The organism is Nonomuraea sp. 10N515B, from assembly GCF_052245915.1.
Classification (GTDB): Bacteria; Actinomycetota; Actinomycetes; order Streptosporangiales; family Streptosporangiaceae; genus Nonomuraea.
Genome location: NZ_JBQQBQ010000008.1, coordinates 150954 through 176313, shown reverse-complemented (window position 1 = coordinate 176313; position 25360 = coordinate 150954). Strand labels below are relative to the sequence as shown.

Sequence of the window (25360 nt, the reverse complement as noted above, 5' to 3'; positions counted from 1 at the left end):
ACCAACACGCACCCTGCTCTACGCCGTCCGCCGGCACGCTCCGCCGCACTCTTCCAACTCGCCACCGAACTCCTCGCAGCCCTGCTCACCCACATGCTCGGCATCCACATCGACGTCGCCGTCGCCTGGCAACGCGCCGGCAGCGGCGACTGGATGACCTACGCCGCCGACGTGAGCCGCCGATCCACGAAGGACACCGCACAGTGATCCCAGCACACCAGCAGGCCGTCATCCTCATCACCGGGATCCAGGCGGCCGGGAAGTCGACCATCGCGCAGTGGCTGGCTCAACGGCTGCCTCGTTCGGTGCATGTCCGAGGTGACCTGTTCCGGCGCATGGTGATCAATGGGCGGGCGGACATGACTCCCGACCCTTCCGAGGAGGCGGTGCGGCAGCTGCGTCTGCGCCACCGATTGACAGCAGGCGACCTGCAATGATCGAGGAACGGCGACCGGTTGACGTACACGCGAGGCCGAGCTCGCGCCTCCGTCCCCGGGCCCGCTGCCGCTTCGCGGTGGATCGAGGACGTACGAGGTGATCAGGGCGGGACGAGGTCTGGAGGCTGGCGCATGTGACGCTAGCCCTTGGGGGAGGTCATACTCAAGTCTGCCTTGATCGGTCACGGGTAAGGTCGTGAAGCCCGACTCGGGGGCCGCTCCGTGTGGCGCGAGAGCATCGCAACTCCACAGGCACCGGATTGCGGTCAAGGCTTGCGATGATCGGGATCCTTGTGTGAACCTGTTGAGCAGATCTAGCAGAAATTGCGGCCATAGGGTGGGAAATGCCTGATTCCCCAGAAGGGGCGGAACAACCGGCATCGTCACAACGCCCTTGGTGGCGTAGGCCAGCCGTCATCACTGCGATCTCGACGGGACTCGTTGCGGTTCTGGCGGGCTGGGTTCAGACGGGCGGACTCAGTTTTTTCGCCGCACTGTTCGAAAGTCGCGAACCGCTGGTAGAGGTTCGCATTAAGAAGCAGCCGTTAGATGGTGGTTGCTCGCCGTACTATCTCGCAGATGTGTCGCCGAAGGACGCGCTTGATGCGGTTCGGAAAAAGCTCCAGAAGCTGCCGTCCGACACATCGATAGCTAAGCGATACGCCTATGCGGAGCAGGCGTTGATCGAGTCCGGCGCCAAACTGGGGACTGACCGCGAGGGCATAGAGTTGACCGTCACAGGTAAGGATTCAAATGCCGTAGTGCTGCATGAACTCAAACCCATTATCAAGATGAATAAGTCCGATCTTGGTGGCGGGTCCGTTATTGAGTTACGTGACGAGGATCCCGAGGGCTGCGGTGCGGGAATCCCGCAGCGGTACTTTCAATTCAATCCGGACAATCCCGTAGCGACGCCGGTGCCGGACGCGTCCGGCAAGGTCACTCCGTTCCCCTACATGGTAAACAATGAAGAGCCGGAAGTGATCGTTCTGCACGGCAACAGTTCGGATGGCTCGACGGTAATAGCCTGGGAAGCGATGCTCCACTGGACCGGAGGTGACAAGTCGGGAGATATCAAGATTGACAATAAAGGCGAACCCTTCTATGCCATCGGAGCCACGGTGCCGACCCACTACATTGATGTCCAAACGCTGAAGTTGACCCCGGCCAACTTCTGAGCGCTCGCGGGCCGTGACGTACGCTTTGCCGCCTGTTGGGTAGGGGCGGAGGATGAAACGAACCATCTGTGATCAGCCTGGAGACGCTTTGTGTCGACGGGGTCGTGATGACCGAAGCTGTGCAGCAACGGCGTCTCACATGATCGCACGGGGACGAGCTGGATCTGCGGGAGAGGCTCATTCTTCTTGGATCCGCCGCCGTGCTTACCACTCATCCGGAACCCCATCGCCCGGATGAGGGGGAACCCGCCGGGGCGAAGATCGCCGCGGCCTGACGGGTCCCGTCAGCCGACGGCGTGGGCGCGGGTCATTGTCTGCGTGACACAGTCCGCGCCCGAACCCGAAGGCCCGGCCAGCAGTTCACCGCTGAGCTTGACCACGACCCGTGAATACCGGCTCGCGATCCTCAGCCCTCCGTCGGCCGCACGGGCGGCGACCCTGCCAAGGGTAACCGCAGGCGCAGGGTGAGCATGGCTCAGCCCAGGACTGCGCCGATCGCCGTCATGATGGGGATGGACAGGACCGTAGTGATGAGGACGGCGCTGCGGGCCAGGCGCCGGCCCGTGTCGTAGTTCACCGCGTACACGTAGATGTTCTGCGCCGTGGGCAGCGCGGCGAACAACGTGGCGGCCAGCAACGCGCTGTCGTCGAGGCCTAGGACGAAGCGGGCGGTCAGGTACGCGATCGCGGGCTGGACGACCGCTTTCAGCGCGACCACGAGACCGATGTCCCAGCCGAGGCCGCCGCTCTTTTCCGTGGGCGCGCGCTGGGAGCCGTACAGGCTGAGGCCGTAGGCGAGCAGGGCGACGGGGATGGCCGCGCCGCCGAGCAGCTCGATCGGGCGCATGACCGTGACGGGGATGGAAAGGCCGGTCAGGGCGCAGGCCAGGCCCAGGAGGGAGGCCACCGTGAGGGGGTTGCGGAGCGGGAGCAGGAGGGCCGAGCGGATCGACCTTGCACCCTTGTCGAGGATCAGGAAGGAGATCGGGGTGATGACGATCAGCTGGAAGAGGAGGATGGGCGCGACCAGGGCGCCGTCGCCCAGCACGTAGATGGAGATGGGGACGCCGAGGTTGCCGGCGTTGACGTACGACGAGGCCAGCGCGCCGATCGTGGTCTCGCGGCGGTCCCTGCGCCAGAGCAGCTTTGCCACCAGCACGTAGGCGAGCTGCACGCACGCCACCGCCACGACCTCGGTCAGCAACACCGGGGAGAGGAGCGTGGCCAGGTCGGCGCGGGAGACCGTGGCGAACATCAGTGCCGGTGTCGCGACGAAGAAGGCCAGCCGGGACAGGACCAGCTCGTCGCTGGCACGCAGTAAGCCGCAGGCGCCGACGAGGTAGCCGAGCACGGCAACGGACACCAGGGCGGCGAACGCCGCGACAACCCCCGACACGCTGAACTGACCTCCGAAAATCGGACGTTAAGGAGCGTATCGGGTTGCCCTGGTGCGGGTTACGCTGCGTCCATGCGTGTAGTGGTCATCGGCGCCAGCGGTCATATCGGCACTTATCTGGTCCCAAGGCTCGTCGAAGCAGGTCATGACGTGGTCGCGGTGAGCAGGGGCAAGCGGGACCCCTACAGCCCGCACGGGGCGTGGCAGCGGGTCACCACCGTCACGGCCGACCGGGACGCGGAGGATGCCGACGGGACGTTCGGGCGGCGGATCGTCGAGTTGGAGGGCGACGTCGTCATCGACCTCATCTGCTTCGAGGAGGACAGCGCGCGGCACCTCGCCGAGGCGCTCCACGGGCGGGTGCGGCAGTTCCTGCACTGCGGGACGATCTGGACGCACGGGCCGAGCGCGCAGGTGCCGACGACCGAGGATCGGCCGAAGGCACCGCTCGGGGACTATGGCCGGAAGAAGGCCGCCATCGAGGCGTATCTGCTGGAGCGGGCCCATCGGGATGGCTTCCCCGTGACGATCATTCATCCGGGGCACATCACCGGCCCTGGATGGGTGCCGGTCAATCCTGCCGGGAACGTCAATCCCGCCGTCTTCCAGACGCTGGCGGACGGGGAAGAGCTGGCGCTGCCGAACTTCGGCCTGGAGACCGTGCAGCACGTGCACGCCGATGACGTGGCGCGCATCTTCATGGACGCGATGGCCAGTCCGTCCGTGGCCGTGGGCGAGAGCTTCCACTCGGTCGCCTCGAGCGCGCTGACGCTGCGCGGGTACGCCGAAGCGGTGGCCGGGTGGTTCGGGCGGGAGGCGCGGCTGACGTACCTGCCGTGGGAGCAGTGGCGGACCACGGTGTCCGAGTTCGACGCGCAGGTCACGCTCGACCACATCTCCTACAGCCCGCACTGCAGCATGGAGAAGGCCGAGCGGCTGCTGGGCCACCGGCCGCGCTACACGCCGCTCGAGGCCATCTCCGAGGCCGTGAACTGGCTGGCCAGATCGGGCGTCATCAGCACCTGAAGCTGACCGGAAGCTGACCGGAAGGGGTGCGAGCGTGCGGAAGGCCATGGCTCCTCTGCTCGTCACGATCCTCGCCGTCTTCTCCGCGCAGCAGCTGCTCACGCCGGTGCTGGCGCCGCTGGCGCGGGAGCTGGCTCTGACGGAGACGCAGCTCGGGCTGGTGATCACGATTTCCGCGGCCACCCTGACCGTGGCCAGCCCGATGTGGGGGCGGGCCATGCGGAGGATGCGGTTGCGTACGGTGCTGCTGAGCGGGCTCGGGCTTGCGAGCGCCGGCCTGATCGGGTTCGCCGTGGCCGTCACTCTCGGGCTGGAAGAAGTGGTGCCGCCGCCGGTCACGTTCGCCTTGATGATCGCCACTCGTAGCCTTCTGTTCGGCTTCGGGCTTGCCGCGTTGCCTGTCGCCGCCCTCACCGTGGCGGGGCTCGTCACGACTGGAGAGGCCGATCGGACCAGGGTCACCGGGCTGGTCGGTGCGGCGCAGGGGCTGTCGCTGGTCGTCGGGCCCGCGGGTGGCGGCGTGCTGGCCGTGGCGTCGCTGCTGCTGCCCCTCTACGTGTCGCCGGCGATCTGTCTGCTGCTCGCGGTCTGGGTGCTGGTGGCCGTACGGCGTGAGCCTGCCAGAGCGCCCCAAGGCGTCGAGGGTCCCCGGCCGCGGTTGTGGGATGCGCGGTTGTGGCCGTTGTTCGCGATCGGCTTCTGCGTTTTCCTCTCGCTCGGGCTCGTGCAGGTGATCCTGGGGTTCCTGATCGCCGACCGCCTGCATGTGGATCCGCAGGCCACGGCGGGCGGCGTGGGCCTGGCGCTCGCCGTGGCGGGCATCGTGATCGTCGGCGTGCAGGGAGCGCTCGTGCCGGCACTGGGGTGGCGGGCGCTCCGGCTGATCCGGGTGGGGGCGCCCATCGCAGTGGCCGCGTTCGGACTGCTCGCCGTCGCCCACAGCCTGTGGCTGATCACCGTGGCGTTCGGGCTGCTCGGCGTGGGGCTGGGGCTCGCCATGCCGGGCGTCGCGGCGGCGCCGGGCCTGCTCGTCGGGCCCGAGGGGCAGAGCTCGATCTCCGGGTTGGTCAACGCCGTCATCGGGTCGACGTTCGTGGTGGGGCCGCTGTTGTCCACCGCCCTGTACGAGATCACCCCGGTTGCCCCGGTCCTGGCCGCGTTCGTCGCGGCAACGACGGCCGTGGCACTGGCGTGGTTGTCACCGGCTGCCCGCCATGCCAAGGCCGCGGCCGAGGCCGTCGCCGCACCGTGACCGTCACCCGGTCAGCGCGCCGAACTCCACGAGCGCTCGCGGCGTCCCGAGTCTCATATGTCGAGAGCGATCGTCTTATTCAATAAGACGTCCTCTAGAGTCTCCCGGCATGACACCTTGGGAGATGGCCGCGGTGCTGGCGGCCGGCGTGGCGGGCGGGGCCATCAACACCGTGGTGGGGTCCGGATCGTTGATCACGTTCCCCACACTGCTGGCCGTCGGCCTGCCTCCGATCACCGCCAACGTCTCCAACAACATCGGCCTCGTCTCCGGCGGCTTCACCGGCGTCATGGGCTACCGGCCCGAGCTGAAGGGCCAGCGCGAGCGCCTGCTCAAGCTGGCCCCCGCTTCGGCCATCGGCTCACTGATCGGCGGCTTCCTGCTGCTCAACCTGCCCGAGAGCAGCTTCAACCTGATCGTGAGCGTGCTGATCGCGATTTCCTGCACGCTGGTCCTGATCCAGCCCAGGCTCAGCCGCCTGCTCAACGCGCCGGAGCTCAACCCCGCGTCGAGCTCCGGTGCGCACGGCGGGCCGTGGCTGTGGCTGGGCACGCTGGCGGCCGGCATGTTCGGCGGCTACTTCGGCGCGGGGCAGGGCATCCTGCTTCTCGGCGTGATGGGCATCCTCCTCGCCGATGACCTGCAGCGGTTGAACGCGGCGAAGAACGTGCTCGTGCTGCTGGTGAACTCGGTGGCCGCCGTGCTGTATGCGGTGGTGGCCGACGTGGACTGGCTCGCGGTGCTGCTGGTGGCGCTGGGCTCGATGGCGGGCGGCTTTCTCGGGGCCAGGGTCGGGCGGAGACTGCCACAGCCGGTCCTACGCGGTGTGATCGTCTGCATCGGCGTCGTGGCGATCGTGAAACTCCTCACAGACTAGAGAGCTTGCGGCATAAATGAAAATCGTTACCATTGTCGGCTATGCGCCCCGATCGTCGTGCCTTCCTTTCCGCCGCCGCCATCGTCCTCGCCGGATGTGCCGTCCCATCTGAATCCGGGACCGTGTCGTCTCAGCCCAGAAGGGGTGGAAGGTTGCGGGCGGCGTTCGCGGGCGGCGGGGCCCAAGAGAGCCTGGATCCGCACCTGGCCAACCTGTTCCTGGAGGCGTCACGGTCCAAGGCGATGTTCGACAAGCTCGCCGACTACGGGACCGACGTGTCGATCGTGCCGCGCCTGGCGAGTGGGTGGGAGGCGGACAAGAAGCTCAGCACGTGGCGGATCACGCTGCGCGAGGCCGCCTTCCACGACGGCCGGCCGGTGCGGGCGGCCGACGTGCTCCACAGCTACGCCCGCATCGCCGACGAGAAGCGCACCTTCCGCGCCAAGGCCAACCTCGCCCTGATCGACCTGAAGAACAGCCGCGCGATCGGCGACCGCACGGTGGAGTTCGCGCTGAAGCGCCCCTACGCCGAGTTCCCCAACGTGCTGGCGGCCTTCGGCGCCTACATCGTGCCTGAGGGTGCTGACGAGTTCAGCAAGCCCGTCGGGTCGGGGCCGTTCGTGTTCGGCTCGTTCCAGCCTGGCCGGTCGCTGCTGCTCAAGAGGAACCCGAACTACTGGGACGGGCCGCCGTACCTGGACGAGCTCGAATACCTGATCGCCAACGAGGAGTCCGCCCGGGTGAACGCCGTGCTCGGCGGGCAGGCCGACTACGCGCACGACCTGGCCCCGGCCACGGCCCGCACTCACCAGGGCGGCGGCCGGATGGCGATCACCCGGTTGAGCAACAGCGGCATGCAGGCGTTCGCGATGAAGGTGGACCGGCCGCCCTTCAACGACCCCCAGCTGCGGCAGGCCATGTTCCTGCTGGCCGACCGCGAGCAGATGATCGACAGCGTGCTGGCGGGCGCCGGGCAGGTGGGTAACGACCTGTTCGGCAAGGACTACCAGTACTACGCGGCCGGCATCCCGCAGCGCACCCCCGACCTCGAGCAGGCCAAGTGGCTGATCGACAAGGCCGGGGCGAAGGGCATGAAGGTGCGGCTCGACACCTCGGCGGCGGCCAGCGGTTTCCTGGAGGCGGCCAGCGTCTTCGCCGACCAGGCCAGGCAGGCCGGGCTCGATATGACGGCCGCCACCGGCAACAAGGACACCTACTGGGCCGACGTGCTGAACAAGGGCGTCATCTGCTGCTACCGCTCCGGGGCGATGCCCATCGAGACGCACATCTCGCAGCGGCTGCTCACCGGCTCCACCACGAACGCCACCAAATGGGCCCGCCCCGAGTTCGACGCGCTCTACGACCAGGCCGTCGCCAGCCCCGACGAGAACAAGCGCGGCGAGATCTACCTGGAGATGCAGCGCACGCTGCATGCCGAGGGCGGCTTCCTCATCTGGGGCTTCGCCGACTGGCTGCTCGGCACCTCTCCGCGGGTGCGCGGGATCGCCAACGCCCCTGCGAACACCCTCGACTGGGCCCGCTTCGACAAGGTATGGCTGGCTTGAGTCTGGCCCGCTACGCGCTGCGGCGGCTGCTGCTCGGCGTGGCACAGGTGGTGGCAGTGGCCACGCTGGTGTTCGTGCTGACCGAGGCGCTGCCCGGCGACGCCGCCGTCGTGCTGGCCGGGGACATCCCGGACGAGGAACGCATCGCCCAGATCAGGCACGCCCTGGAGTTGGACCGTCCGGCGGCCGAGCGGTGGGCGGGCTGGCTGGCCGGGCTGGCACGTGGAGACCTCGGCGTCTCGCTCGTCTCCGGGCGCCCGGTGCCCGGCGTGCTCGCCGACGGCCTGCCGCCGACTCTGGTGCTGGCCGGCCTCACGCTGCTGCTGCTCGTGCCGATCTCGGTGGCCGTGGGCGTGACGGCGGCGGTACGTCAAGGCGGGCCGCTGGACCGGGTGCTGACGACGGTGACCGTCGGCCTGTATTCGATCCCGGAGTTCGCGCTGGGTGTGGTGCTGGTGGCGGTGTTCGCGGTGCGGCTCGGCTGGTTCCCGCCGACGGCGGTCGGCGCGCCGCCCAACCTGCTCCAGCAGCCCGCGCTGCTGGTGTTGCCGGTCGCGGTGCTGCTGGCCAGGCCGGTCTGCTCGATCAGCCGGCTGGTACGCGCGGGCATGATCGACGCGCTCGGCTCCGGGTACGCGGCGCACGCCCGCCGGCTGGGGCTGCCGCGCCGGCGGGTGATCCTGACGCACGCGTTGCCGAACGCCCTGGCCCCGGGCGTGCAGCAGCTGGCCAGGACCACGGACTGGCTGCTCGGCGGGGTGATCGTGGTGGAGTCGGTGTTCGTGATCCCGGGCCTCGGCACGTTGCTGAACGACTCGGTGGCGGCCAGGGACATTCCGGTCATCCAGGCGCTCTGCGTGGTGTTCGCGACGACGACCGTGGTGGTCAATCTGATGGCGGATCTGGCGGCGTACCGGCTGGCGCCGAAGGCTTTCGCATGAGGCGCAGCGTGGGGGTCGTGCTGCTGGCCGTGCCGCTGGTGCTGGCGCTCGCCGGGCCATGGCTGGCGGGTGCGCCCGAGCCGCGCGGCGTCTCCTTCGCCGCCGTCCCCCCGCTCGGCACGGACTTCGTCGGGCGCGACGTGTGGGAGCAGGTGCTGCTCGGCGGGCGTTCGGTGGTGACGGTGGCGGTGCTGGCGACGGCGCTCGCGTACGCGGCCGGGGTGCCGCTCGGGATGGCGGCGGCCCTGGCCGGGCGGCGGTGGGTGGACGAGTTGCTGATGCGCCCGCTCGACCTGCTGCTCGCGGTCCCGTCGCTGCTGCTGCTCATCATGCTGGCGGGGCTGTTCTCGCCGGGGCCCGCCGTGCTGGTCGGGATCGTGGCGCTGATCGGGATGCCCGAGGTGGTGCGGATCTCCAGGGCGGCGGCCCTGGAAGCGGCGAGCAGCACGGCGATGGAGGCGCTGCGCCTGCAGGGCGAGACGTGGTGGCGCCGGGCCATCGGGTACGCCGGCCGGTCCATGCTCACCACGCTGCTGGCCGACGTCGGGGTCCGGCTGGTCGGCGCACTGTATTTGGTGGCCTCGGCGAGCTTCCTCGGCGTCGGTCTCGCGCCGGACGCCGCCGATTGGGCGGTGATGGTGGACCGCAACCGTACCGGGATGTTCCTGCAGCCGTGGGCGGTGCTGGTGCCCGCACTGCTGATCGTCGCCCTGTCGGTGGGGCTGAACCTGACGTTCGACCGGGCGAGGAGGCGGTGATGCTGCGGGTTTCCGGGCTGCGGGCCGAGGTGGACGGGCACGTCCTGGTGGACGGTGTGTCCTTCGAGCTGGCCGCGGGCGAGGTGCTGGCGCTGGTCGGCGCCTCGGGCAGCGGCAAGACCACCACAGGGCTGGCGCTGCTGGGCGAGCACGCGCCCGGGGTGCGGATCACCGGCGAGGTCCGCCTCGCCGGCACTGCGGCCTACGTCCCGCAACATCCGTCCAGCGTGCTGAACCCGGTGCGGCGGGTGGGCAGCGTCCTGTGGGAGGTCGCACGGTGGCAGGTCGCGCGGGCCGCCGACGGGAGGCGACAGCAGGCCGATGGAGCACAGGGCTGGACACGGCGGCGTCAGCAGGCCGGCGGAGCACAGGGCTGGACACGGCGGCGGCTGGCGCAGGCCGCTGATGAGCGGGTGGTGGAGGCGGCGCGGCGGGCCCGGCTGCCGGTGGAACTGCTCGGCCGCTACCCGCACCAACTCTCCGGCGGCCAGCAGCAACGGGTCGTGCTGGCCCAGGCGTTGTTGCCGGACCCGGCCCTGATCGTCGCCGACGAGCCGACGACCGGCCAGGACGGCCTCCTCAGGTCCGAGGTCATCGAGGAGTTCCGCCGGCTGCGTGCGCAGGGCATCGCCCTGGTCCTGCTCAGCCACGACCTGTCCATGGTGCGCACGCTGGCCGACCGGGTGGCGGTGATGCACGCGGGCCGCGTCGTCGAGTCGGGACCGGCCGCCTCCGTCCTGGACACACCACGACACGACTACACCCGGCGCCTGCTCGCCGCCCGCCCGGAACCCCGGGCCGCAACCGGCGCTGGTGACGTACTGCTCGAGGTGCGGGATCTCGTGGCGGCGCACCGGGGCGGCCCGCCCGTGCTCGCGGGGGTGAGCATGAGCGTCCCGGCCGGGGCCTGCCTGGCCGTCGTGGGCAGGTCGGGCAGCGGCAAGACCACGCTCGCCCGCTGCGTCGCGGGCCTGCACCGGCCGGCCTCCGGCACGATCGCCTTGGGCGGTCGCCCGCTCCCCGGCCACCTGGCCAGGCGCGCTCGTGACGTCCAGTACGTCTTCCAGGACGCCAGAGCCTCGTTCGACCCGTACCGCGCCGTGTCCGCCCAGGTCACCAGGACGGCGGTGCGGCTACGCGGCGCCACCACGCAGGAGGCCACGGCGCAGGCCGGCAGTCTGCTGGAGCGCGTCGGCCTCGGCGAGCAGACGGCCGGACGCCGCCCGTCGGCGTTGTCGGGCGGCGAGTTGCAGCGCGCCGCGCTGGCCCGCGCCCTGCTCGCCGGCCCGCGCGTGCTCGTCTGCGACGAAATCACCTCCGGCCTGGACGCGCTCGTCCAGGCCGCCATCCTCGACCTGCTCGACGAGCTGCGTCGCGACCTCGGCCTGACGCTGCTGCTCATCAGTCATGACATGGACGTGGTCGCCAGACTGGCGGACCGCGTCGCCACGCTCGACGACGGCCGGCTCACATGGGACGAAAGATCATGAACCCTTACGTCATCCAGCCCGCCTTGCCTCGCCACCTCGACGGCGCGCGGCAGGTCATGCTGGACACCTTCTACCGCGACTTCGGCTACGGCTACCAGCCTCAATGGCATGGGGACGTGATCGACCTGGAGGGCACGTACCTCCTGCCGTGCCGGCACACACTCCTCGTGGCCCTGCACGGCGACGAAGTGGTCGGCACCACGGCCGTGCGCGCGCAGGGGCCGAAGAGTCCGCCCCACCCGGAGTGGCTGGCCAGGCTCTACCCGGACGGCACGACGGCGCAGCTTTTCCGGGTGTACGTGGCCCCCGCCCATCGCCGGCACGGCCTGGCCCGCGACCTGGTCCACCAGGCCTGCCGCTTCGTCGCGGAGTGCGGCGACTACCGGTCGATCTACCTGCACACCGACACCCGGGTGCCGGGGGCGGAGGCGTTCTGGCGCTCGCTGGCCGAGCCGGTCTTCGACGACCGCGACGGAGATCCCGAGCACCTCCAGACGCTCCATTTCGAGCTTCCACTGCGGCGAGCAGCAGGAGCGGCCTGAGCAGCAGCCCGGTCCTTTCGATCCAGCCGGCACCACCTCCGGTAGCCTGCGTAGCTTGGTAACGACGGGACTTCCGCGACAGAAGGGACGGGCACGTGCTCGACGATGCCGGCCTTCAGGCGCTCCGGGAGGCGGCGCGCCTGTCACCGGACAACCTCCCTCTCCGACGGCACCTCGCCGAGCAGCTCCTGGCCAAGGGTTACCTGGCCGACGCCGAGGCCGAGTTCCGCGCCGCGCTCGTGCTCGCGCCCAAGGACGCGGATATCACGGCGGGTCTGGCCGAGGCGTTCGTACGGCAGAGCGCGTACGGTGCGGCTCTGTCGGCGCTGGAGCCGTTCCTGGCCTCGCCCGGCTATCCGCCGCGGCTGGGAATCATCGCCGCGCGGGCCCTGCTCGGCGAGGGTGAGACGGGTAAGGCGGCCTATCGCTACTACGAGGCGATCTCCAGGGATCCGTCGGTCGCCGACCCGGAGCTGGCCGAGCGGCTGACCGTCGCGACCACGGGACTTTCCTCCCCGCCCCCGCCCCCGGCCGCCGCACCGCCGGACTCCTCGGAGGAGGAGGTGGAGCGGTCGAAGCTCACCTTCGCGGACGTGGCAGGAATGGAGGCGGTCAAGGAAGCGCTGCGGGTCAAGCTGCTGCTCCCGATCCAGCAGCCGGAGCTCTTCGCCGCGTACGGCAAGCGCGCCGGCGGCGGCGTCCTGCTGTACGGCCCGCCGGGCTCAGGCAAGACACACCTGGCCAGGGCCGCCGCAGGCGAGCTCGGCGCGGCGTTCGTCAACGTCGGCCTGGCTGACATCCTGGATATGTACGTCGGCTCCAGCGAGCGCAACCTGCGTGCCACGTTTGACCTGGCCCGCCGCAACCGCCCGTGCGTGTTGTTCTTCGACGAGGTCGACGCGCTGGCCGCCCGCCGCTCCGACATGCGCCAGGCGCACACCAGGCAGCTGGTCAACCAGTTCCTGGCCGAGCTCGACGGCGTGGACCAGCACGCCAACGAAGGCGTCCTGGTGCTGGCGGCCACGAACGCGCCTTGGTACATCGACGTGGCCTTCCGCCGCCCTGGCCGGTTCGACCAGATGGTGTTCGTGCCGCCGCCGGACGCCGCCGCCCGCGCGGCCATCCTGCGCATCCTCTGCCGGGACAAGCCGCTGGCCGAGATGGACTTCGACGCGGTGGCGCGGGCCACCGAGCACCTGGTCGGCGCGGACCTGAAGGGCGTGGTGGACCGGGCGGTGGAGGTCAAGCTCCAGCAGTCGATCAGCGCGGGCCGCCCCATCCCGATGTCGACCGCCGACCTGCTGGCCGCCGCCAAGGGCGCCAAGCCCACGGCGGTACGCGAGTGGCTGGCCACGGCCCGCAACTACGTCCTGCACGCCAACGAATCCGGCGCCTGGGACGAGCTGATGCCGTGGATCAAGGCCAAACGGTGAAGGTCGACGACGCGATCGGCCGCGCGAGGACCCTGCTGCGGCTGCGCCGACCGGCCGACGCCGAACGGGAGCTGCGCGGCGTGCTCGCCGTCGAGCCGCAGCAGGACATGGCGCACTGCCTGCTGGCCCTCGCCCTGGTCCGCCAGGGCAAGGCGGCCGAGGCGGTGGCCACGGCGCAGGAGGCGGTGCGGCTGGCCCCCGGCCACTGGTATCCGCACTACATAGCGGGCCAGGTGTATTACCGCATCGGCCTGGCCGACCCGGCGATCGCCGCCGCCGAGGCGTCCCTGGCGCAGTCCCCTGAGCAGGCGTCGGCTTGGGAGCTGCTGACCCGCGCCCACATGATCAAGGGCCAGTGGCGTCGGATGGCGGAGACGGCCCAGCGCGGGCTGGCCATCGATCCTGAGGTGCCGGACCTGGTGAGCCTGCTGTCGATGGCCCACACCAAGCTGGGCGAGGCCGGGCCGGCGAGGGCCGCCGCCGCGCAGGCCGTACGGCTGGACCCGGAGAGCGCGACCGCGCACCTGGCGGCCGGCCGGGCGGCGCTGGCCTTCGGCGATCCCCGGGCGGCCGCCGACTCCTTCCGCGAGGTGCTCCGCCTCGACCCCGGCTTCGGCCCGGCCAGGGACCTCCTGGTGAAGGCGCTCAAGCAGCGCAACCCGCTCCAGCGCCTGCTCTCGAACCTGCGGCGCCGCTACCGCGGAGGCTGGCGGCTGGTGTTCCTGCTGCCCGTGGTCCCGCCGCTGATCGCCGTCTTCGTGCTCATCGCGCTGCTGCACTGGGCGGCGTGGGTCGGCGAGTCGGTGACCGTGGTGCGGCTGGCCCGCGCCAGGGCCACCAGGCTGTTGTTCGAGGGCGTCGAAGCCCGCGTGGCCATCGCGTGCTGCGCTCTGGTGCTCGCCGGGGCCGGGGTGCTCGCCCTTGGCATCGCGCTCGGCCAGGAGGCCGTCGGCACGGCAGGCGCAGCGGTCATGGCTCTGGTCACCGCTGTGCAGGAGACCACCCACACCAGCTCGCCGCGCGGGCGCGCGGTCCTCTACGGCTGGACCGGCCTGCTGGTGGTGGCCGCCGGCACGGCGGTGATCGCCGGTGCGCCGGCCGTCGCGCTGCTGAGCACGTACGCCGGGCTGGGCACGATCTGGGTGGCGGCCGGCGTACGGCGTTTCTTCCTGGACGGCGCCGTGTAGCGCTCAGCCGCCTGGGACTTCCTCGGCGCCAACCCCTCCCCCCGCCTGCTGCGCACCGTCATGTCGGCGCTACGCGAGGACAACGAGATCGACGTGGCCCGGTTGCTGGGACTGATGAAGGCGATGAGGGCGTGAGCGTCAACGTACTGCGAACCGACGGCGCCTGGTGGGTCGGGCGCGACGGCCTGGCCTACGCCGTGGACACGGCCGTGGCAGGCGCTACCAGGGGCGGATCATCGTGGGCCGCGACCTGACGACGGCGACGATGGGCTGAGCCGACGTGTCCGGAGCGGGCCGGACATTCACGCTCTGTGACAGGCGCTGACGCACAGGAGCATGCCAAACTAATATTGCATTCCCCCATCTTCAGGAGATTCTGTGAAGAGGCCTGCGAGGAAATCATCGCCACTCGTGCTGGATCCCGTCCTGATCATCGGCACCGCTCTGTCGGTCCTGCTCGGCGTGATCTTCTACGTCCGTGAGGACACCGCCCAGGGACTGGCGCTCGTGGCCGGTCTCATCGGCGGCGTGATCACGTTACAGGTGCAGACTCTGCTCAAGGAGAAACGCAGGGTCGATCACGAGACCACCGTGGGCCAACTGGTCTCCACGATCGAGAAGATCCCATGGCTTCCCGACCTGATGGTGCCCATGCTCCGTGCGGCCAAGCACGTGGAGCGCGAATACCCCAACACTCCGGCCGTCGACGCTTGCCGGGCTGCGTTCGAGGAGTGCCTGCGCACTCTCACCGACCTGGAGCGGGGCCACTTCCGTACGCCCTACGGCGACAACGCGGTGTTCCAGCGCCTGATCGACCAGACGGAACACACCATGTGCGCCACCAGCGTGCCCTCGGTGGATCTCACCTGGTGGCGCGAGCCGGTCGGCAGGCAATACTGGCAGGCACAGCTCAATGCGCTGAAGCGGGGCGTGAAGATCCGCAGGGTGTTCATCTACCGTGAGTGGAGCGACGAGCTCGACGAACTGGCGCGCGAGCAGATCGCCGCCGGAGTTCGGGTGCGCCGGGTGCATGTCGACCGGCTCCCCACCGCGATGCGGGTGATCAGCGCCCTGTGGGACGGCTCGTGCGGCCACGAGCTCAGCTACACCGCCGCGGGCGAGGCCGTCTACGACACGTTCACGGTCTCGCCTCCTGATCTCGAACGGCTGATGACGCAGTTCGAGATGATCGAGAGGAGCGCCGTGGAGCTGGACGATCCGCGGACGTCGGACTCCGTGTCCTGAGCCCTTCGGTGGTCAGCACGGCGAGCGCGACCCACAGCAGTGCGAACGCCGCCCACCTGGCCGCCGGCATGACCTCACGGAACACGAGGATCCCGATCAGGAACTGCACGACCGGCTCGAGGAATTGCAGCATGCCGACCAGGCTGAGCGGGATCCTCGTGGTCGCCGCGCCGAACAGCAGCATCGGCGCCATCATGACGAACCCGGAGCCGACGCCAAGGAGTGTGTTGGCCACGGATATGTGCCCGAACGTAGCCTGGCCGGACGCTTGGAGCACGACCGTGTAGATCGCGGCGAAGGGGAACAGCACCGCCGTCTCCACCATCAGCCCTTCGACGGCCCCGACGCCGACCCGCTTCTTGATCAGACCGTACGCGCCGAAGGTGGCGGCCAGAGTGAGCGCGATCCAGGGGAACCCGCCGTACGCGACCGTGAGAACGGCCACGGCGGCGGCGCCCAGCCCGATCGCCGCCCATTGCCCGGCCCGCAGCCGCTCCCCGAGGAGCGCCACTCCAAGCGTGACGCTGACCAACGGGGTGATGAAGTAGCCGAGCGCGGCGTCGACGACGTGGCCATTCATCGTGGCCCAGATGAACAACGCCCAATTGACGGACGTCAGGAGGCCCGCGAAGGCGAGCAGCGCCAGGTCTCGCGGCCGGCGCACGATCGCCGCCACCTGGCGACGGCGGCCCAGCGCGAGCACCAGGATCCCAACCGCGACCGGCGACCAGAGCACGCGCAGCGCCAGGATCTCCACCGCGCCCGTGGGCTCGACCAGCGGCCAGTAGAGCGCCGACAACCCCCAGAGCAGGTACGCCGCCACGCCGAACAGGACGCCTTGGCGAGCAACGGACATCCGTCAACAGTACGCGCTCGCTCGCCGAGGACGCGCCCGGCCTTGTGCCCGCCGAACACTCGGAATGTATGCGGCACGTACCCGTCTGGTATGTGAATTGTCAGGGCCGTTTCTAACGTTTCCGATGATCCCCAAACGCCAGATGAAAGGCGGTTCGCGTGAGAATCGGAAAGCTGAGCGACTGGCTGCTCTCCAAGGTGGTCCCGGAGCACTCGGCCCAGGCGGCGTGTCCGTGCTGGTACGAGGGCAACTCTTGCCTGGTCCGCAAGTGCTGCACCTGGGGCGCCTCGTGCGGCACCGGCGAGTCGTGCGGCCCCTGGCACTGCAACTGCTGCTGACGGCCGCATAGATGACCATGCTCGCGTGGACGGCCGGTCTCCTCACGGTCGCCGGGCTCCTGCTCGCGCTCCTGCTCCTGCGACGCCGGCTCGCCGTCGTCGTGGTGTCCGGCCTCAGCATGGAGCCGACCTTCCACGCGGGCGACCGGCTCCTGGTCAGGCGGACGCGGCTGACCCGGATCTCCGTCGGGGACGTCGTCGTGTTCGAGACGCCCGACTGGCTGGGCATCGGCGAGCCGCCGCCGCCCGAACGGCGCTGGATGGTCAAACGCGTGGTGGCGCTGCCTGGCGACCCGGTCCCGGACTCGGTCCAGGCCGTGGTGCCGGAGCACCGGGTGGCGCCGGACCGGCTGGTCGTCCTGGGTGACAACCCGTCGGCCAGCTTCGACTCACGGCAGTGCGGCTTCATTGACGCCGGCACCCTGCTGGGAGTGGCGCTCCGCCGTCTGCATTAGTGGAGGAAGCTGCGTGGAGTACGTCGCCCTGGGCTGCCGCAGTCTGGTGGCCCTGCTGTTCCTCGTGTCGGCGGCGAGCAAGCTGCGCGGCAGGAGCGCATACGCCGATTTCCTGGCCGCGACTCGCAGGCTCGCACCGCCGTGGCCGCCGGTCCGCGTGGCGGCCGCGGCCGTGGTGGCCGCCGAGCTCGCGATCGTGGTGCTCGTCGCCGTGCCCGGCACCGTACAGGCGGGATTCGCCCTGGCACTGGGCCTGCTCGCGGCGTTCACCTGCGCGATCGCGGCCGCGCTGCGGCGGGCCGAGCGCACCCCGTGTGCGTGCTTCGGCGCCTCCGACCGGCCACTCGGCCGCGGCCACCTGGCACGCAACCTCATCCTCATGGCCGTGTCCGCCCTGGGACTCCTCACGTACGCGCCCGTGACCGGGGACGTGGCGGCCATGCTGACCGCCGTCGCCGCCGGAGCGGTCGCCGCGATCGTGGTGGCCCTCGGCGACGACCTGATCGACCTGTTCAGCCCGACTGCCTGACCTGGAGGTCAGCCATGCCTTATATCGTCACGCTCGTCATCCTGCTGGGCGTGCTCTGCCTGTTGAATCTGGCGCTGACCGTCGGCGTGATCCGCCGGCTGCGCAAGCACTCCGAGGCCCTCGCGGCCCGCTCCGACGACGGGCACGGGCGGCAGGCGATCCTGCGCGAGGGCGCGGTCGCGCCGCCGTACGACACCATCGCCACAGACGGAGCCGCCGTCTCACGGGACCTGATCACGGAGCCGGTCCTGGTGGGCGTCTTCTCTCCCGGCTGCGACGCCTGCCACAAGGCGATGCCGGACTTCCTCGCCTCGGCCGAGCGCTTCCCCGGGGGGCCGCAGCAGGTCCTCGCCGTGATCGTCGATGAGAAGGGAGAGTCGGGGCCGCTGCGGACGGAGCTGGAGCCGGTGGCCCGGGTGGTGGTCGAGGACATGGGCGGGCCGGTCACGTCGGCGCTGCAGGTGCAGGCGTTCCCCGTCTTCGCGATCGTGGGCGGCGGTGGCCGGATCATGGCCAGCGGGCTGCGGTTGAACCAGGTCTTCTCGTTCGCCCGGGCATAACGGCCGTGACCTCGCAGACCATCTTCCCGGAGAGCGCCGCACCCGTGGCGGACGTGCGGATGAAGGCCAGCCCGGCGGCGCTCGCCCGCGCGCTGGGGCTGGCCTGGCAGGCGGGCCGGTGGCACGTGCTCGCGTACGCGATGCTGGCCCTGCTCGAAGCGGCCGTGCCCGTGGCCGCCGCCTGGCTGACCAAGTCGGCGCTGGACGTGATCGCGCACCGGACGGCCGGCTCGTCCGCGCTGGTGGCGGTGGGCGCGGGGCTGGCGGTGGCGGGCGTGGCGGCCATCACGCTCCCGCACGTCTCCGGCTACCTGCGCCAAGAGCTGCAGCGCCGCACCGGCCGTCTGGCTCAGGACCGGCTCTTCGCCGGCGTGGAGCGCCTGGCCGGCCTGGCCAAGTTCGAGGACCCCGCGTTCCTGGACCGGATGAGCCTGGCTCACACGTCAGGCGGCGCCGCCCCGAGCGCCGTGGTCTCGGGGGCGCTGGCGGTCTGCCGCGGGTTCGTCACGGTGCTGGGTTTCCTCGGCTCGCTGCTGGTCATCAGCCCGCTGCTGGCAGGCGCGGTCCTGGTGGCGGCGCTGCCCGCGCTGGCCGCCGAGCTGCGCCTGTCGCGCCAGCGCGCGTCCATGATGTGGCGGATCGGGCCGATGGAACGGCGCGAGTTCTTCTACCGGCAGCTCCTGTCCAGCGTGCGGGCCGCCAAGGAGCTGCGTCTGTTCGGCGCCGGCCGGTACTTCAGGTCCAGGATGAACGCCGAACGGCTCGCGGCCGACTCAGAACGCCGCCGCCTCGACCGCCGCGAGCTGGGCCTCGAGGGCGGACTCGGGCTGGTGTCGGGCGTGATCTCCGGCGGCGGGCTGATCTGGGCGTTGTTCGCCGCCGTCGAGGGCCGGCTCACCGCGGGCGACATCGCCCTGCTCGCCACCTCGATCGTCGGTGTGCAGGCGGCGCTCGCCGGGCTGGTCGGCGAGGTGACGATGGCGCACCAGCAGCTGCTCACCTTCGACCACTACCTGACCGTGACCGCCGCCGGGCCCGACCTGCCGGTGCCGGCGAGGCCGGTGGTGCCGCCCACCCTCCAGCACGGCATCGAGCTCCGCGACGTGTGGTTCCGCTACTCCCCTGAGCATCCCTGGTCGCTGCGCGGCGTCAGCTTCACGATCCCGTGCGGCTCCTCGGTCGGGCTGGTGGGCAGGAACGGCGCGGGCAAGAGCACGCTCGTCAAGCTGCTGTGCAGGTTCTACGACCCGGACCGGGGCGCGATCCTGTGGGATGGCGTCGACCTGCGTGACCTCGACCCCGCCGAGCTGCGCTGCCGGATCGGCGCGGTGTTCCAGGACTACATGGAGTACGACCTGACCGCCGCCGAGAACATCGCGATCGGCGACGTGGCGGGCCGCGACAAGCCCGCCGCCTCCGCCGCCCGGATCGAGGCCGCGGCCAGGAAGGCAGGCGTCCACGAAACGGTCAGCGCGTTGCCCCGCGGCTACGACACGATGCTGACGAGGATGTTCTTCGGGCCCGACCCGGAGGCCGGGGTGGTGTTGTCGGGCGGGCAGTGGCAGCGGCTCGCGCTGGCCCGGGCGGTGCTGGGCGAGGGGCGCGACCTGCTGATCCTGGACGAGCCGAGCTCGGGGCTGGACGCCGAGGCCGAGCACGAGATCCACAACCGGCTGCGCGAGCACCGGGCGGGGCGCACCAGCCTGCTGATCTCGCATCGGCTCGGGGCGGTGCGGGAGGCGGACGTGCTCGTGGTACTCGACGACGGGCAGGTGGCCGAGCAGGGTTCGCACGAAGAGCTGATCAGGCTGGACGGGCTCTACCGGAAGCTCTTCGACCTGCAGGCCCAGGGCTACCAACCCGCCGACGCCTGACCCCGGCGGCTCGTGCGCGGGCGCACGGGTCGCGGGTGAGGGCGCAGGCGGCGGGCGTCAGCGGCGGCCGGTGAAGCGCAGCCGGACGGGGCGGCGGTGGCAGCGAGGGCGGCGGCCGCGCCAGCCCAGCGTGGGGCCGCTCAGACGCGGATCGCGGTTCAGCATGAGGTGGTGCAGCTCGGCCAGTTCCGGCCCCGGCTCGATGCCGAGCTCGCGGTGGAGGGCCCGCCGTGCCTCGGCGTACACCGTCAGCGCGCCCGCCACGTCCCCGGTGCGGTACAACGCCAGCATGAGGTGCCCCCACAGGCGCTCTCTGGTGGGTTGCAGCGCCAGCGTCTCGCGCAGACCGCCGATGATCTCACTGTGCCTGCCGAGTGCCAGCCGGGCTCGCGCGCACTCCTCGATCGCCAGATAGCGCTGCTCTTCCAGCGCGTCGAGCTGGGCGGCCACCCCGACCGTCCTGGGCAGGTCATCGGCGGCGGCGCCCCGCCACAGCGCGAGCGCCGCGGTCAGGTATCCCAGCGCCTCCTCGTATCGGTCGCCGCCCATCGCGCCGCGCCCCTGCCGTACCAGCTCGTTGAAGTCGGCGACGTCCAGCTCGCCGGGCTCGACGGTGAGCTGGTAGCCGGGCGGGTGCGCGCGCAGGCGGCCGTCCAGGTCCTTGCGCAGGAGGTTCGCGTAGCTGCGTACGTTGGCCCGCGCCGACCTGGGCGGGCTGTCCTCCCAGAGCGCGCTGAAGAGCCGGTCGTGGGAGACCGCGCGGTTCGGCTCCAGCAGGAGCCGGGTGAGCATGAGCCGCTGTTTCGTCGTCCCCAGCGGCACGTCAACGCCGTCTCGCCACAGCCGTACCGGTCCGAGGATGCCGAATCGAAGACCCATGTTCCCCCCGACAGACGATTTTGGGAGCGCTCCCACGACACGCTACGTACGTGTCGATCATGTGTCAATGCTCTGTCAACCCGGGGCTGGACGGCATGAAACTTTCACCCGTCGACCCCGGCATAAGGGACAATCGGGGTCGTGCAGTTCGGCATCCTAGGGCCGCTGTCGGTGCGATCGCCCGATGGTGACGCAGTCGCGGTGGGCGGCGCCCGCCCGCGTGCCCTGCTCGCGATGCTGCTGCTCGACGCGGGGCGGACGGTGAGCGTCGAACGGCTCATCGACGGCCAGTACGGCGACGACCCGCCGGCAGGTGCCGCCAACGCCGTCCAGGCGCAGGTCTCCAGGCTTCGCCGCCGCCTTCCCGCCGGCCTGATCGAGTTCCACGGGGCGGGTTACCGGTTGGCCGTCGACCGGGAGGACGTGGACGCGCACCGGTTCGAGCGGCTCGTCCGCGAAGGGCGGCGGCTGCTCGCGAACGGGCTGTACACGGGCGCGGCAGCCCTGCTCAGGGACGCACTCGACCTGTGGCGGGGCCCGGCGCTCGCGGACGTGTCCGACGCGCCGTTCGCGGCCGCGCAGTCACGGCGCCTGGAGGAGCTGCGGCTGGCGACCCTGGAGGACCTGATGGAGGCCGAGCTCGCACTCCCGGAAGCCAGCCCGGTGGGGGCGCTGCGGGAGCTGGTGGCCGTCCATCCGCTGCGCGAGCGGGCGCGGGGGCTGCTGATGCGGGCGCTGCTGGCGGCCGGCCGGCAGGCGGAGGCACTCGCGGTGTACGAGGACACGCGGCGGCTCCTCGCCGACGAACTCGGCGCCGACCCGTCGGCCGAGCTCGCGGCCCTGCACCTGGAGATCCTGCGGGGCGAACGGCACCGCGAACGGGTCGCCCGGACGCCGCCGCCGACCCAGCTGACCAGCTTTGTGGGGCGAGAGGAGGAGCTGGCCCGCCTCGACGCGCTCCGCGAGGCCCGCCTGGTGACGATCGTCGGCCCCGGCGGCACGGGCAAGACCCGCCTCGCCATCGAAGCCGGACCCGGTCGGGAGGCGTGCTTCGTGGACCTGTCGCTGGTCGACGCCACGGGACCAACCGGCCACCTGGCGCCGGTCGACGCCGCGGGACCGGCAGGCCGCCTGACGGGGGCATACGGGTCGGGGCAGGTGGCGGCGGCGGTGCTCGGGGCGCTCGGGCTGCGGGAGTCCGCGCTTCGGCCGCCCGTCACCGCCAGGTCTCCCCATGCCGCTGAGCCGCCTGATCCGGCCGAACGGCTGGTGACGGCGCTGGCCGAGCAGGAATTGACGATCATCCTGGACAACTGCGAGCACGTCATCACCGAGGCGGCCACGCTCGCCCGCCGCCTGCTGGCCTCCTGCCCCCGCCTCACCATCCTGGCCACCAGCAGGGAGCCACTGGGCATCACCGGCGAGCACGTGGTCCCGCTGGCACCCCTGCCCACCCCGCCGCCCGACACCGAGGACCCGTACCGCTACCCCGCCGTCCGGTTGTTCGCCGACCGGGGGGCGGCCGTGCGGCAGGGCTTCACGGTCGGACCGCACAACGTGGACGCGGTGCTCCGCATCTGCGCAGCGCTCGACGGCCTGCCACTGGCCATCGAGCTGGCGGCGGCCCGGGTGCGGACGTTCGGCGTGGAAGAGATCGCCACCCGGCTGGCCGAGCACGGCAGGTTCAGGTTGCTCTCGCGCGGCGACCGCACGGCCGCCGCCCGCCACCAGACGTTGCGCGCGGTCGTCGAGTGGAGCTGGAGCCTGCTCGACGCCGAGGAGCAGGAGCTGGCCAGGCGGTTCTCGGTGTTCGCAGGGGGTGCGACCCTCGAGGCGATCGAGCGGGTCTGTGGTGAGGAAGCCGCCGGGCCGCTCGCGGGCCTGGTGGACAAGTCGCTGGTCGAGACGGACGGCGAGCGCTACCAGATGCTCGACACCATCCGCCTGTTCTGCGCGGAGCGGCTGGCCGAGGCAGGTGAGGAGGAACGGCTGCGGCAGGCCCACGCGACCTGGTTCCTGGAGCTGGCGCGCCGCGCCGACGAGCACCTCTACCGGGCCGAGCAGCTCGACTGGCTGGCCCGGCTGTCGGCCGACAACGCCAACCTGCGGGCGGCGCTGCGCTGGAGCGTGGCGCACGACGCAGCGACGGCGTTGCGGCTGGTGGCGGCGCTGGCGATGTACTGGTGGCTGAGCGGGCGGCGTGATCAGGCCACCGCGCCCGCCGTACGCCTCCTCGACACGATCGGGCCGGAGCCGCCCGCCGGGCTCGGCGAGGAGTACGTGCTGACCGTGCTCCACGCCCTGCCCGACACCGGGTCGCCGCACTGGGAGCGGGCACGGGCGATCATCCGCTCGCTGGACCGGCCGATGCGCTCCCGGTTCGGCCCCGCCTTGTGGGGCATGACCGTGGGCCCGCCCGAGCCGGGAGCGGCCGGGCGGGATCGGCGGATAGGCGCCGATCCGTGGAGCCGGGCGCTGGAAGCGCTCGGCAACGCGTTGCTGGCACTGCTGAACGGAGCGGTCGGGCGCGCCGAGCGGGAGCTGGAAACGGTGCTGGCGGACTTCAGCGCGGTGGGTGAGCGCTGGGGGAAGGCGCAGGCGCTGGACTCGCTGGCGCTGATCGCGAGCTGGCGCGGCGACTGGGCCCGCGCCATGGGGCTGTGGAAGGACGCGATCGGACTCCTCGAAGAGCTCGGCGCGCTGGATGAGCTGGTGGACGTGCTGGGGCGGCGGGCCGGCGCTCGCCTGCGTGCCGGGGACGCGTCGGCGGCACGCGCCGACTGCGAGCGTGCCGGGGAGCTGGCGCGGGCGATGGGCAGGCCGGGGCTCACGGCGGAGGTTCAGCTGCGGCGGGCTGAGATCGCCCGGCGGCAGGGCGACCTGGCCGGTGCGGACGATCGGCTGGCCTCCGCGCTGGAGGTCTCCTCTGAGGGCGGCGTGTTCACCGCCACGGGCAGCAGGTCACGCGTGCTGACGGCGCTCGGGCGGCTGGCGCAGGCCCGCGGTGACGTGGCGGAGGCGGGCCGCAGGCACCACGAGGCGCTGGCCGCGGCGCTGGCCTCACCGCTGGTGACCGACCTCGCCGACGTCGCCGAGGGTCTGGCGGGAAACACCCTCTTCGCCGGCACCTCGCCTCAGGCAGGTGAGAAGGCGGCGGTGTTGCTCGGGGTGGCGGTGGCGCTGCGGGGCACGACGGTGGCCGGGGACCGGGACGTCGCCGAGGTCGCGGCCGCCGCCACCCGCGTCCTCGGTCCGGAGGCGTTCGCGGCGGCGTACGCCAGGGGCGCGGCCATGGGGCAAGACGACGCACTGTCGGTGCTGACAGGGGGTGCGGCGGCTGTCAGCCGGTAGTCGCTGAGTTGTCAGCGACTCAGCCGAGGCTGCGTGCATGCGCAACGCGAACATCCTCATCTCCGGCGCCAGCATCGCCGGCCCGGCCCTCGCCCACTGGCTCATCCGCTACGGCTTCACCGTCACGGTCGTCGAGAAGGCCCCGGCCCTGCGCCTCGGCGGCCAGGCCGTCGACTTCAAGGGCGAGACCCACCGTACGGTTCTGGCCCGCATGGGCATCCTGGACGACGTGCGCAGGCTCCAGACCGGCGGCACGGACCAGGAGATCGTCGACGCGAACGGGCGCACGCTGGCGATCATGCCGGGCGAGTTCACCGGCGGCGACCTGGAGATCACGCGTGGCGACCTGTCCAGGCTCCTGTACGAGAAGACGGCCCCGTCCTGCGCGTACGTCTTCGGCGACTCGATCACCTCGCTCACCGAGACCCCGACCGGCGTGCACGTGACCTTCGAGCGCTCCTCGCCCCGCACGTTCGACCTGGTCGTGGGCGCGGACGGGATCCACTCGGCCGTGCGCCGCCTGGCCTTCGGCCCCGAGTCCGACTATGTCCGGCATCTCGGTCACTACTACGCCCTGGTGGACCTGGACGAGGACTTCGGCCCGGCCGCGATGATGTACAACGAGCCCGGCAGGATGGTGGCGATCGGCGGACCGAAGGCGCCGGCGTTCTTCGTCTTCGCCTCCGACCGGCTGGACTACGACCGCTACGACGCCGGGCAGCAGAAGGACATCCTGGCACGGGTCTATGCGGGTGTGGGCTGGCAGGTTCCCGCAGTCATGAAGGCGGTGCACCGCGCCGGCGACGTCTACCTCGACTCGATCAGCCAGGTCAGGATCGACCGCTACAGCAAGGGCCGCGTGGTGCTGCTCGGCGACTCGGCGTACGGCAACACCCTGGGCGGCTTCGGCACCGGCCTGGCGGTGGTGGGCGCGTACGTGCTGGCCGGCGAGCTGGCCGCGGCCGGCGGCGACCACCATGCGGCCTTCGCCGAGTACGAGCGTCAGCTTCGCGGATACGCCAAGATCGCCAAGAACGGCAACGCCGGCCCCTTCCTCGCCCCCGCGACTCCGGCCGGGATCCGGCTGCGCAACTGGATCTTCAAATACCGCTTCCTGCTGGCTTTGATGATGAAGATGGGCGACAAGCTCGCGACCGACATCGAGCTCAAGACATACTGAACTACCGGGGG

Annotated in this window: 24 protein-coding genes; 21 read left to right on the top strand and 3 right to left on the bottom strand. The window is 71.0% G+C overall.

Annotation, left to right across the window (positions count from 1 at the left end):
* The first annotated feature begins 203 nt into the window (after positions 1–203).
* Both ACTWQA_RS14380 and ACTWQA_RS14375 read left to right on the top strand, forming a co-directional pair.
* Positions 204–437, top strand: coding sequence for an AAA family ATPase (locus tag ACTWQA_RS14380; RefSeq protein ID WP_443159716.1), 234 nt, complete (start codon positions 204–206; stop codon positions 435–437).
* A gap of 344 nt (positions 438–781) precedes the next feature.
* Positions 782–1615 (top strand): hypothetical protein, encoded by an 834-nt coding sequence (locus ACTWQA_RS14375; protein WP_443159715.1) that lies wholly within the window; start codon positions 782–784, stop codon positions 1613–1615.
* Between the two features lie 475 nt (positions 1616–2090).
* Here the strand turns inward: ACTWQA_RS14375 and ACTWQA_RS14370 are convergent, their stop codons facing one another.
* Entirely contained in the window at positions 2091–3011 is a 921-nt protein-coding gene (locus ACTWQA_RS14370; RefSeq protein WP_443159714.1) for an AEC family transporter, read from the bottom strand.
* 72 nt (positions 3012–3083) lie between these two features.
* On the opposite strand from ACTWQA_RS14370, the gene ACTWQA_RS14365 reads away from it, so the two are divergent.
* The 12 genes from ACTWQA_RS14365 (at position 3084) to ACTWQA_RS14310 (ending at position 15327) form a co-directional block, all read left to right on the top strand.
* Entirely contained in the window at positions 3084–4037 is a 954-nt protein-coding gene (locus ACTWQA_RS14365) for an NAD-dependent epimerase/dehydratase family protein (RefSeq protein ID WP_443159713.1), read from the top strand.
* A 46-nt stretch (positions 4038–4083) separates the two neighbouring features.
* Positions 4084–5289: an MFS transporter gene (locus ACTWQA_RS14360; protein ID WP_443159712.1), complete on the top strand. Its 1206-nt coding sequence runs from the start codon at positions 4084–4086 to the stop codon at positions 5287–5289.
* Positions 5290–5398: 109 nt separating this feature from the next.
* The gene (locus ACTWQA_RS14355; RefSeq protein ID WP_305924334.1) at positions 5399–6166 is read left to right on the top strand and encodes a sulfite exporter TauE/SafE family protein; all 768 of its coding nucleotides are present in this window, start codon (positions 5399–5401) and stop codon (positions 6164–6166) included.
* Positions 6167–6318: 152 nt separating this feature from the next.
* Positions 6319–7731, top strand: coding sequence for an ABC transporter substrate-binding protein (locus ACTWQA_RS14350; RefSeq protein WP_443159711.1), 1413 nt, complete (start codon positions 6319–6321; stop codon positions 7729–7731).
* Positions 7728–8672, top strand: coding sequence for an ABC transporter permease (locus ACTWQA_RS14345; protein ID WP_443159710.1), 945 nt, complete (start codon positions 7728–7730; stop codon positions 8670–8672). The genes ACTWQA_RS14350 and ACTWQA_RS14345 overlap by 4 nt, the downstream gene beginning before the upstream one ends.
* Positions 8669–9430 carry an ABC transporter permease subunit gene (locus ACTWQA_RS14340; protein WP_443159709.1) on the top strand — a complete coding sequence of 254 codons (762 nt, stop codon included), beginning with the start codon at positions 8669–8671 and terminating at the stop codon, positions 9428–9430. The genes ACTWQA_RS14345 and ACTWQA_RS14340 overlap by 4 nt, the downstream gene beginning before the upstream one ends.
* Entirely contained in the window at positions 9430–10920 is a 1491-nt protein-coding gene (locus tag ACTWQA_RS14335; protein ID WP_443159708.1) for an ABC transporter ATP-binding protein, read from the top strand. The genes ACTWQA_RS14340 and ACTWQA_RS14335 overlap by 1 nt, the downstream gene beginning before the upstream one ends.
* Complete coding sequence (locus ACTWQA_RS14330) at positions 10917–11462, top strand: GNAT family N-acetyltransferase (RefSeq protein ID WP_443159707.1); 546 nt, start codon at positions 10917–10919, stop codon at positions 11460–11462. Before ACTWQA_RS14335 ends, ACTWQA_RS14330 begins: the two co-directional genes overlap by 4 nt.
* A 95-nt stretch (positions 11463–11557) precedes the next feature.
* Positions 11558–12895, top strand: coding sequence for an AAA family ATPase (locus tag ACTWQA_RS14325; RefSeq protein ID WP_443159706.1), 1338 nt, complete (start codon positions 11558–11560; stop codon positions 12893–12895).
* Entirely contained in the window at positions 12892–14082 is a 1191-nt protein-coding gene (locus ACTWQA_RS14320) for a tetratricopeptide repeat protein (RefSeq protein WP_443159705.1), read from the top strand. The genes ACTWQA_RS14325 and ACTWQA_RS14320 overlap by 4 nt, the downstream gene beginning before the upstream one ends.
* 131 nt (positions 14083–14213) lie before the next feature.
* Positions 14214–14336: a hypothetical protein gene (locus ACTWQA_RS14315; protein ID WP_443159704.1), complete on the top strand. Its 123-nt coding sequence runs from the start codon at positions 14214–14216 to the stop codon at positions 14334–14336.
* A 157-nt stretch (positions 14337–14493) separates the two neighbouring features.
* Positions 14494–15327, top strand: a complete 834-nt coding sequence (locus ACTWQA_RS14310) for a hypothetical protein (RefSeq protein ID WP_443159703.1) — start codon at positions 14494–14496, stop codon at positions 15325–15327.
* Here ACTWQA_RS14310 and rarD read toward each other — a convergent pair.
* A complete protein-coding gene (rarD, locus tag ACTWQA_RS14305; protein ID WP_443159702.1) occupies positions 15221–16183 on the bottom strand; it encodes an EamA family transporter RarD in 963 nt (320 codons plus the stop codon). The two genes, ACTWQA_RS14310 and rarD, sit on opposite strands and share 107 nt — an antisense overlap.
* 158 nt (positions 16184–16341) lie before the next feature.
* Between rarD and ACTWQA_RS14300 the strand changes: the two genes are divergently transcribed.
* Genes ACTWQA_RS14300 through ACTWQA_RS14280 form a run of 5 tightly spaced genes read left to right on the top strand, consistent with a single transcriptional unit; the run spans position 16342 to position 19939 of the window.
* Complete coding sequence (locus ACTWQA_RS14300) at positions 16342–16521, top strand: hypothetical protein (protein WP_443159701.1); 180 nt, start codon at positions 16342–16344, stop codon at positions 16519–16521.
* Positions 16522–16532: 11 nt separating this feature from the next.
* Entirely contained in the window at positions 16533–16976 is a 444-nt protein-coding gene (lepB, locus tag ACTWQA_RS14295; RefSeq protein ID WP_443159700.1) for a signal peptidase I, read from the top strand.
* A 13-nt stretch (positions 16977–16989) separates the two neighbouring features.
* A complete protein-coding gene (locus tag ACTWQA_RS14290; protein WP_443159699.1) occupies positions 16990–17505 on the top strand; it encodes a MauE/DoxX family redox-associated membrane protein in 516 nt (171 codons plus the stop codon).
* Between the two features lie 14 nt (positions 17506–17519).
* Positions 17520–18065 carry a TlpA family protein disulfide reductase gene (locus ACTWQA_RS14285; protein WP_443159698.1) on the top strand — a complete coding sequence of 182 codons (546 nt, stop codon included), beginning with the start codon at positions 17520–17522 and terminating at the stop codon, positions 18063–18065.
* Positions 18066–18070: 5 nt separating this feature from the next.
* The gene (locus ACTWQA_RS14280; RefSeq protein WP_443159697.1) at positions 18071–19939 is read left to right on the top strand and encodes an ABC transporter ATP-binding protein; all 1869 of its coding nucleotides are present in this window, start codon (positions 18071–18073) and stop codon (positions 19937–19939) included.
* A gap of 57 nt (positions 19940–19996) precedes the next feature.
* On the opposite strand, the gene ACTWQA_RS14275 is transcribed toward ACTWQA_RS14280, so the two are convergent.
* Positions 19997–20818: an AfsR/SARP family transcriptional regulator gene (locus tag ACTWQA_RS14275; protein WP_443159696.1), complete on the bottom strand. Its 822-nt coding sequence runs from the start codon at positions 20816–20818 to the stop codon at positions 19997–19999.
* A 141-nt stretch (positions 20819–20959) separates the two neighbouring features.
* Here ACTWQA_RS14275 and ACTWQA_RS14270 point away from each other — a divergent pair, with 141 nt between their 5' ends.
* Together ACTWQA_RS14270 and ACTWQA_RS14265 are read left to right on the top strand one after the other, a co-directional pair.
* Positions 20960–24169, top strand: coding sequence for a BTAD domain-containing putative transcriptional regulator (locus ACTWQA_RS14270; RefSeq protein WP_443159695.1), 3210 nt, complete (start codon positions 20960–20962; stop codon positions 24167–24169).
* A gap of 37 nt (positions 24170–24206) precedes the next feature.
* Complete coding sequence (locus ACTWQA_RS14265; protein WP_443159694.1) at positions 24207–25349, top strand: FAD-dependent monooxygenase; 1143 nt, start codon at positions 24207–24209, stop codon at positions 25347–25349.
* Positions 25350–25360 lie beyond the last annotated feature (11 nt).

Bases quoted from the DNA above. Each gene is read 5' to 3' on its own strand.
- ACTWQA_RS14330 (WP_443159707.1), top strand. From the start codon at position 10,917: ATGAACCCTTACGTCATCCAGCCCGCCTTGCCTCGCCACCTCGACGGC.
- ACTWQA_RS14355 (WP_305924334.1), top strand. From the start codon at position 5,399: ATGACACCTTGGGAGATGGCCGCGGTGCTGGCGGCCGGCGTGGCGGGC.
- ACTWQA_RS14275 (WP_443159696.1), bottom strand. From the start codon at position 20,818: ATGGGTCTTCGATTCGGCATCCTCGGACCGGTACGGCTGTGGCGAGAC.
- ACTWQA_RS14285 (WP_443159698.1), top strand. From the start codon at position 17,520: ATGCCTTATATCGTCACGCTCGTCATCCTGCTGGGCGTGCTCTGCCTG.
- ACTWQA_RS14365 (WP_443159713.1), top strand. From the start codon at position 3,084: ATGCGTGTAGTGGTCATCGGCGCCAGCGGTCATATCGGCACTTATCTG.
- ACTWQA_RS14375 (WP_443159715.1), top strand. From the start codon at position 782: ATGCCTGATTCCCCAGAAGGGGCGGAACAACCGGCATCGTCACAACGC.
- ACTWQA_RS14360 (WP_443159712.1), top strand. From the start codon at position 4,084: ATGGCTCCTCTGCTCGTCACGATCCTCGCCGTCTTCTCCGCGCAGCAG.
- ACTWQA_RS14265 (WP_443159694.1), top strand. From the start codon at position 24,207: ATGCGCAACGCGAACATCCTCATCTCCGGCGCCAGCATCGCCGGCCCG.
- ACTWQA_RS14335 (WP_443159708.1), top strand. From the start codon at position 9,430: ATGCTGCGGGTTTCCGGGCTGCGGGCCGAGGTGGACGGGCACGTCCTG.
- ACTWQA_RS14340 (WP_443159709.1), top strand. From the start codon at position 8,669: ATGAGGCGCAGCGTGGGGGTCGTGCTGCTGGCCGTGCCGCTGGTGCTG.
- lepB (WP_443159700.1), top strand. From the start codon at position 16,533: ATGACCATGCTCGCGTGGACGGCCGGTCTCCTCACGGTCGCCGGGCTC.
- rarD (WP_443159702.1), bottom strand. From the start codon at position 16,183: ATGTCCGTTGCTCGCCAAGGCGTCCTGTTCGGCGTGGCGGCGTACCTG.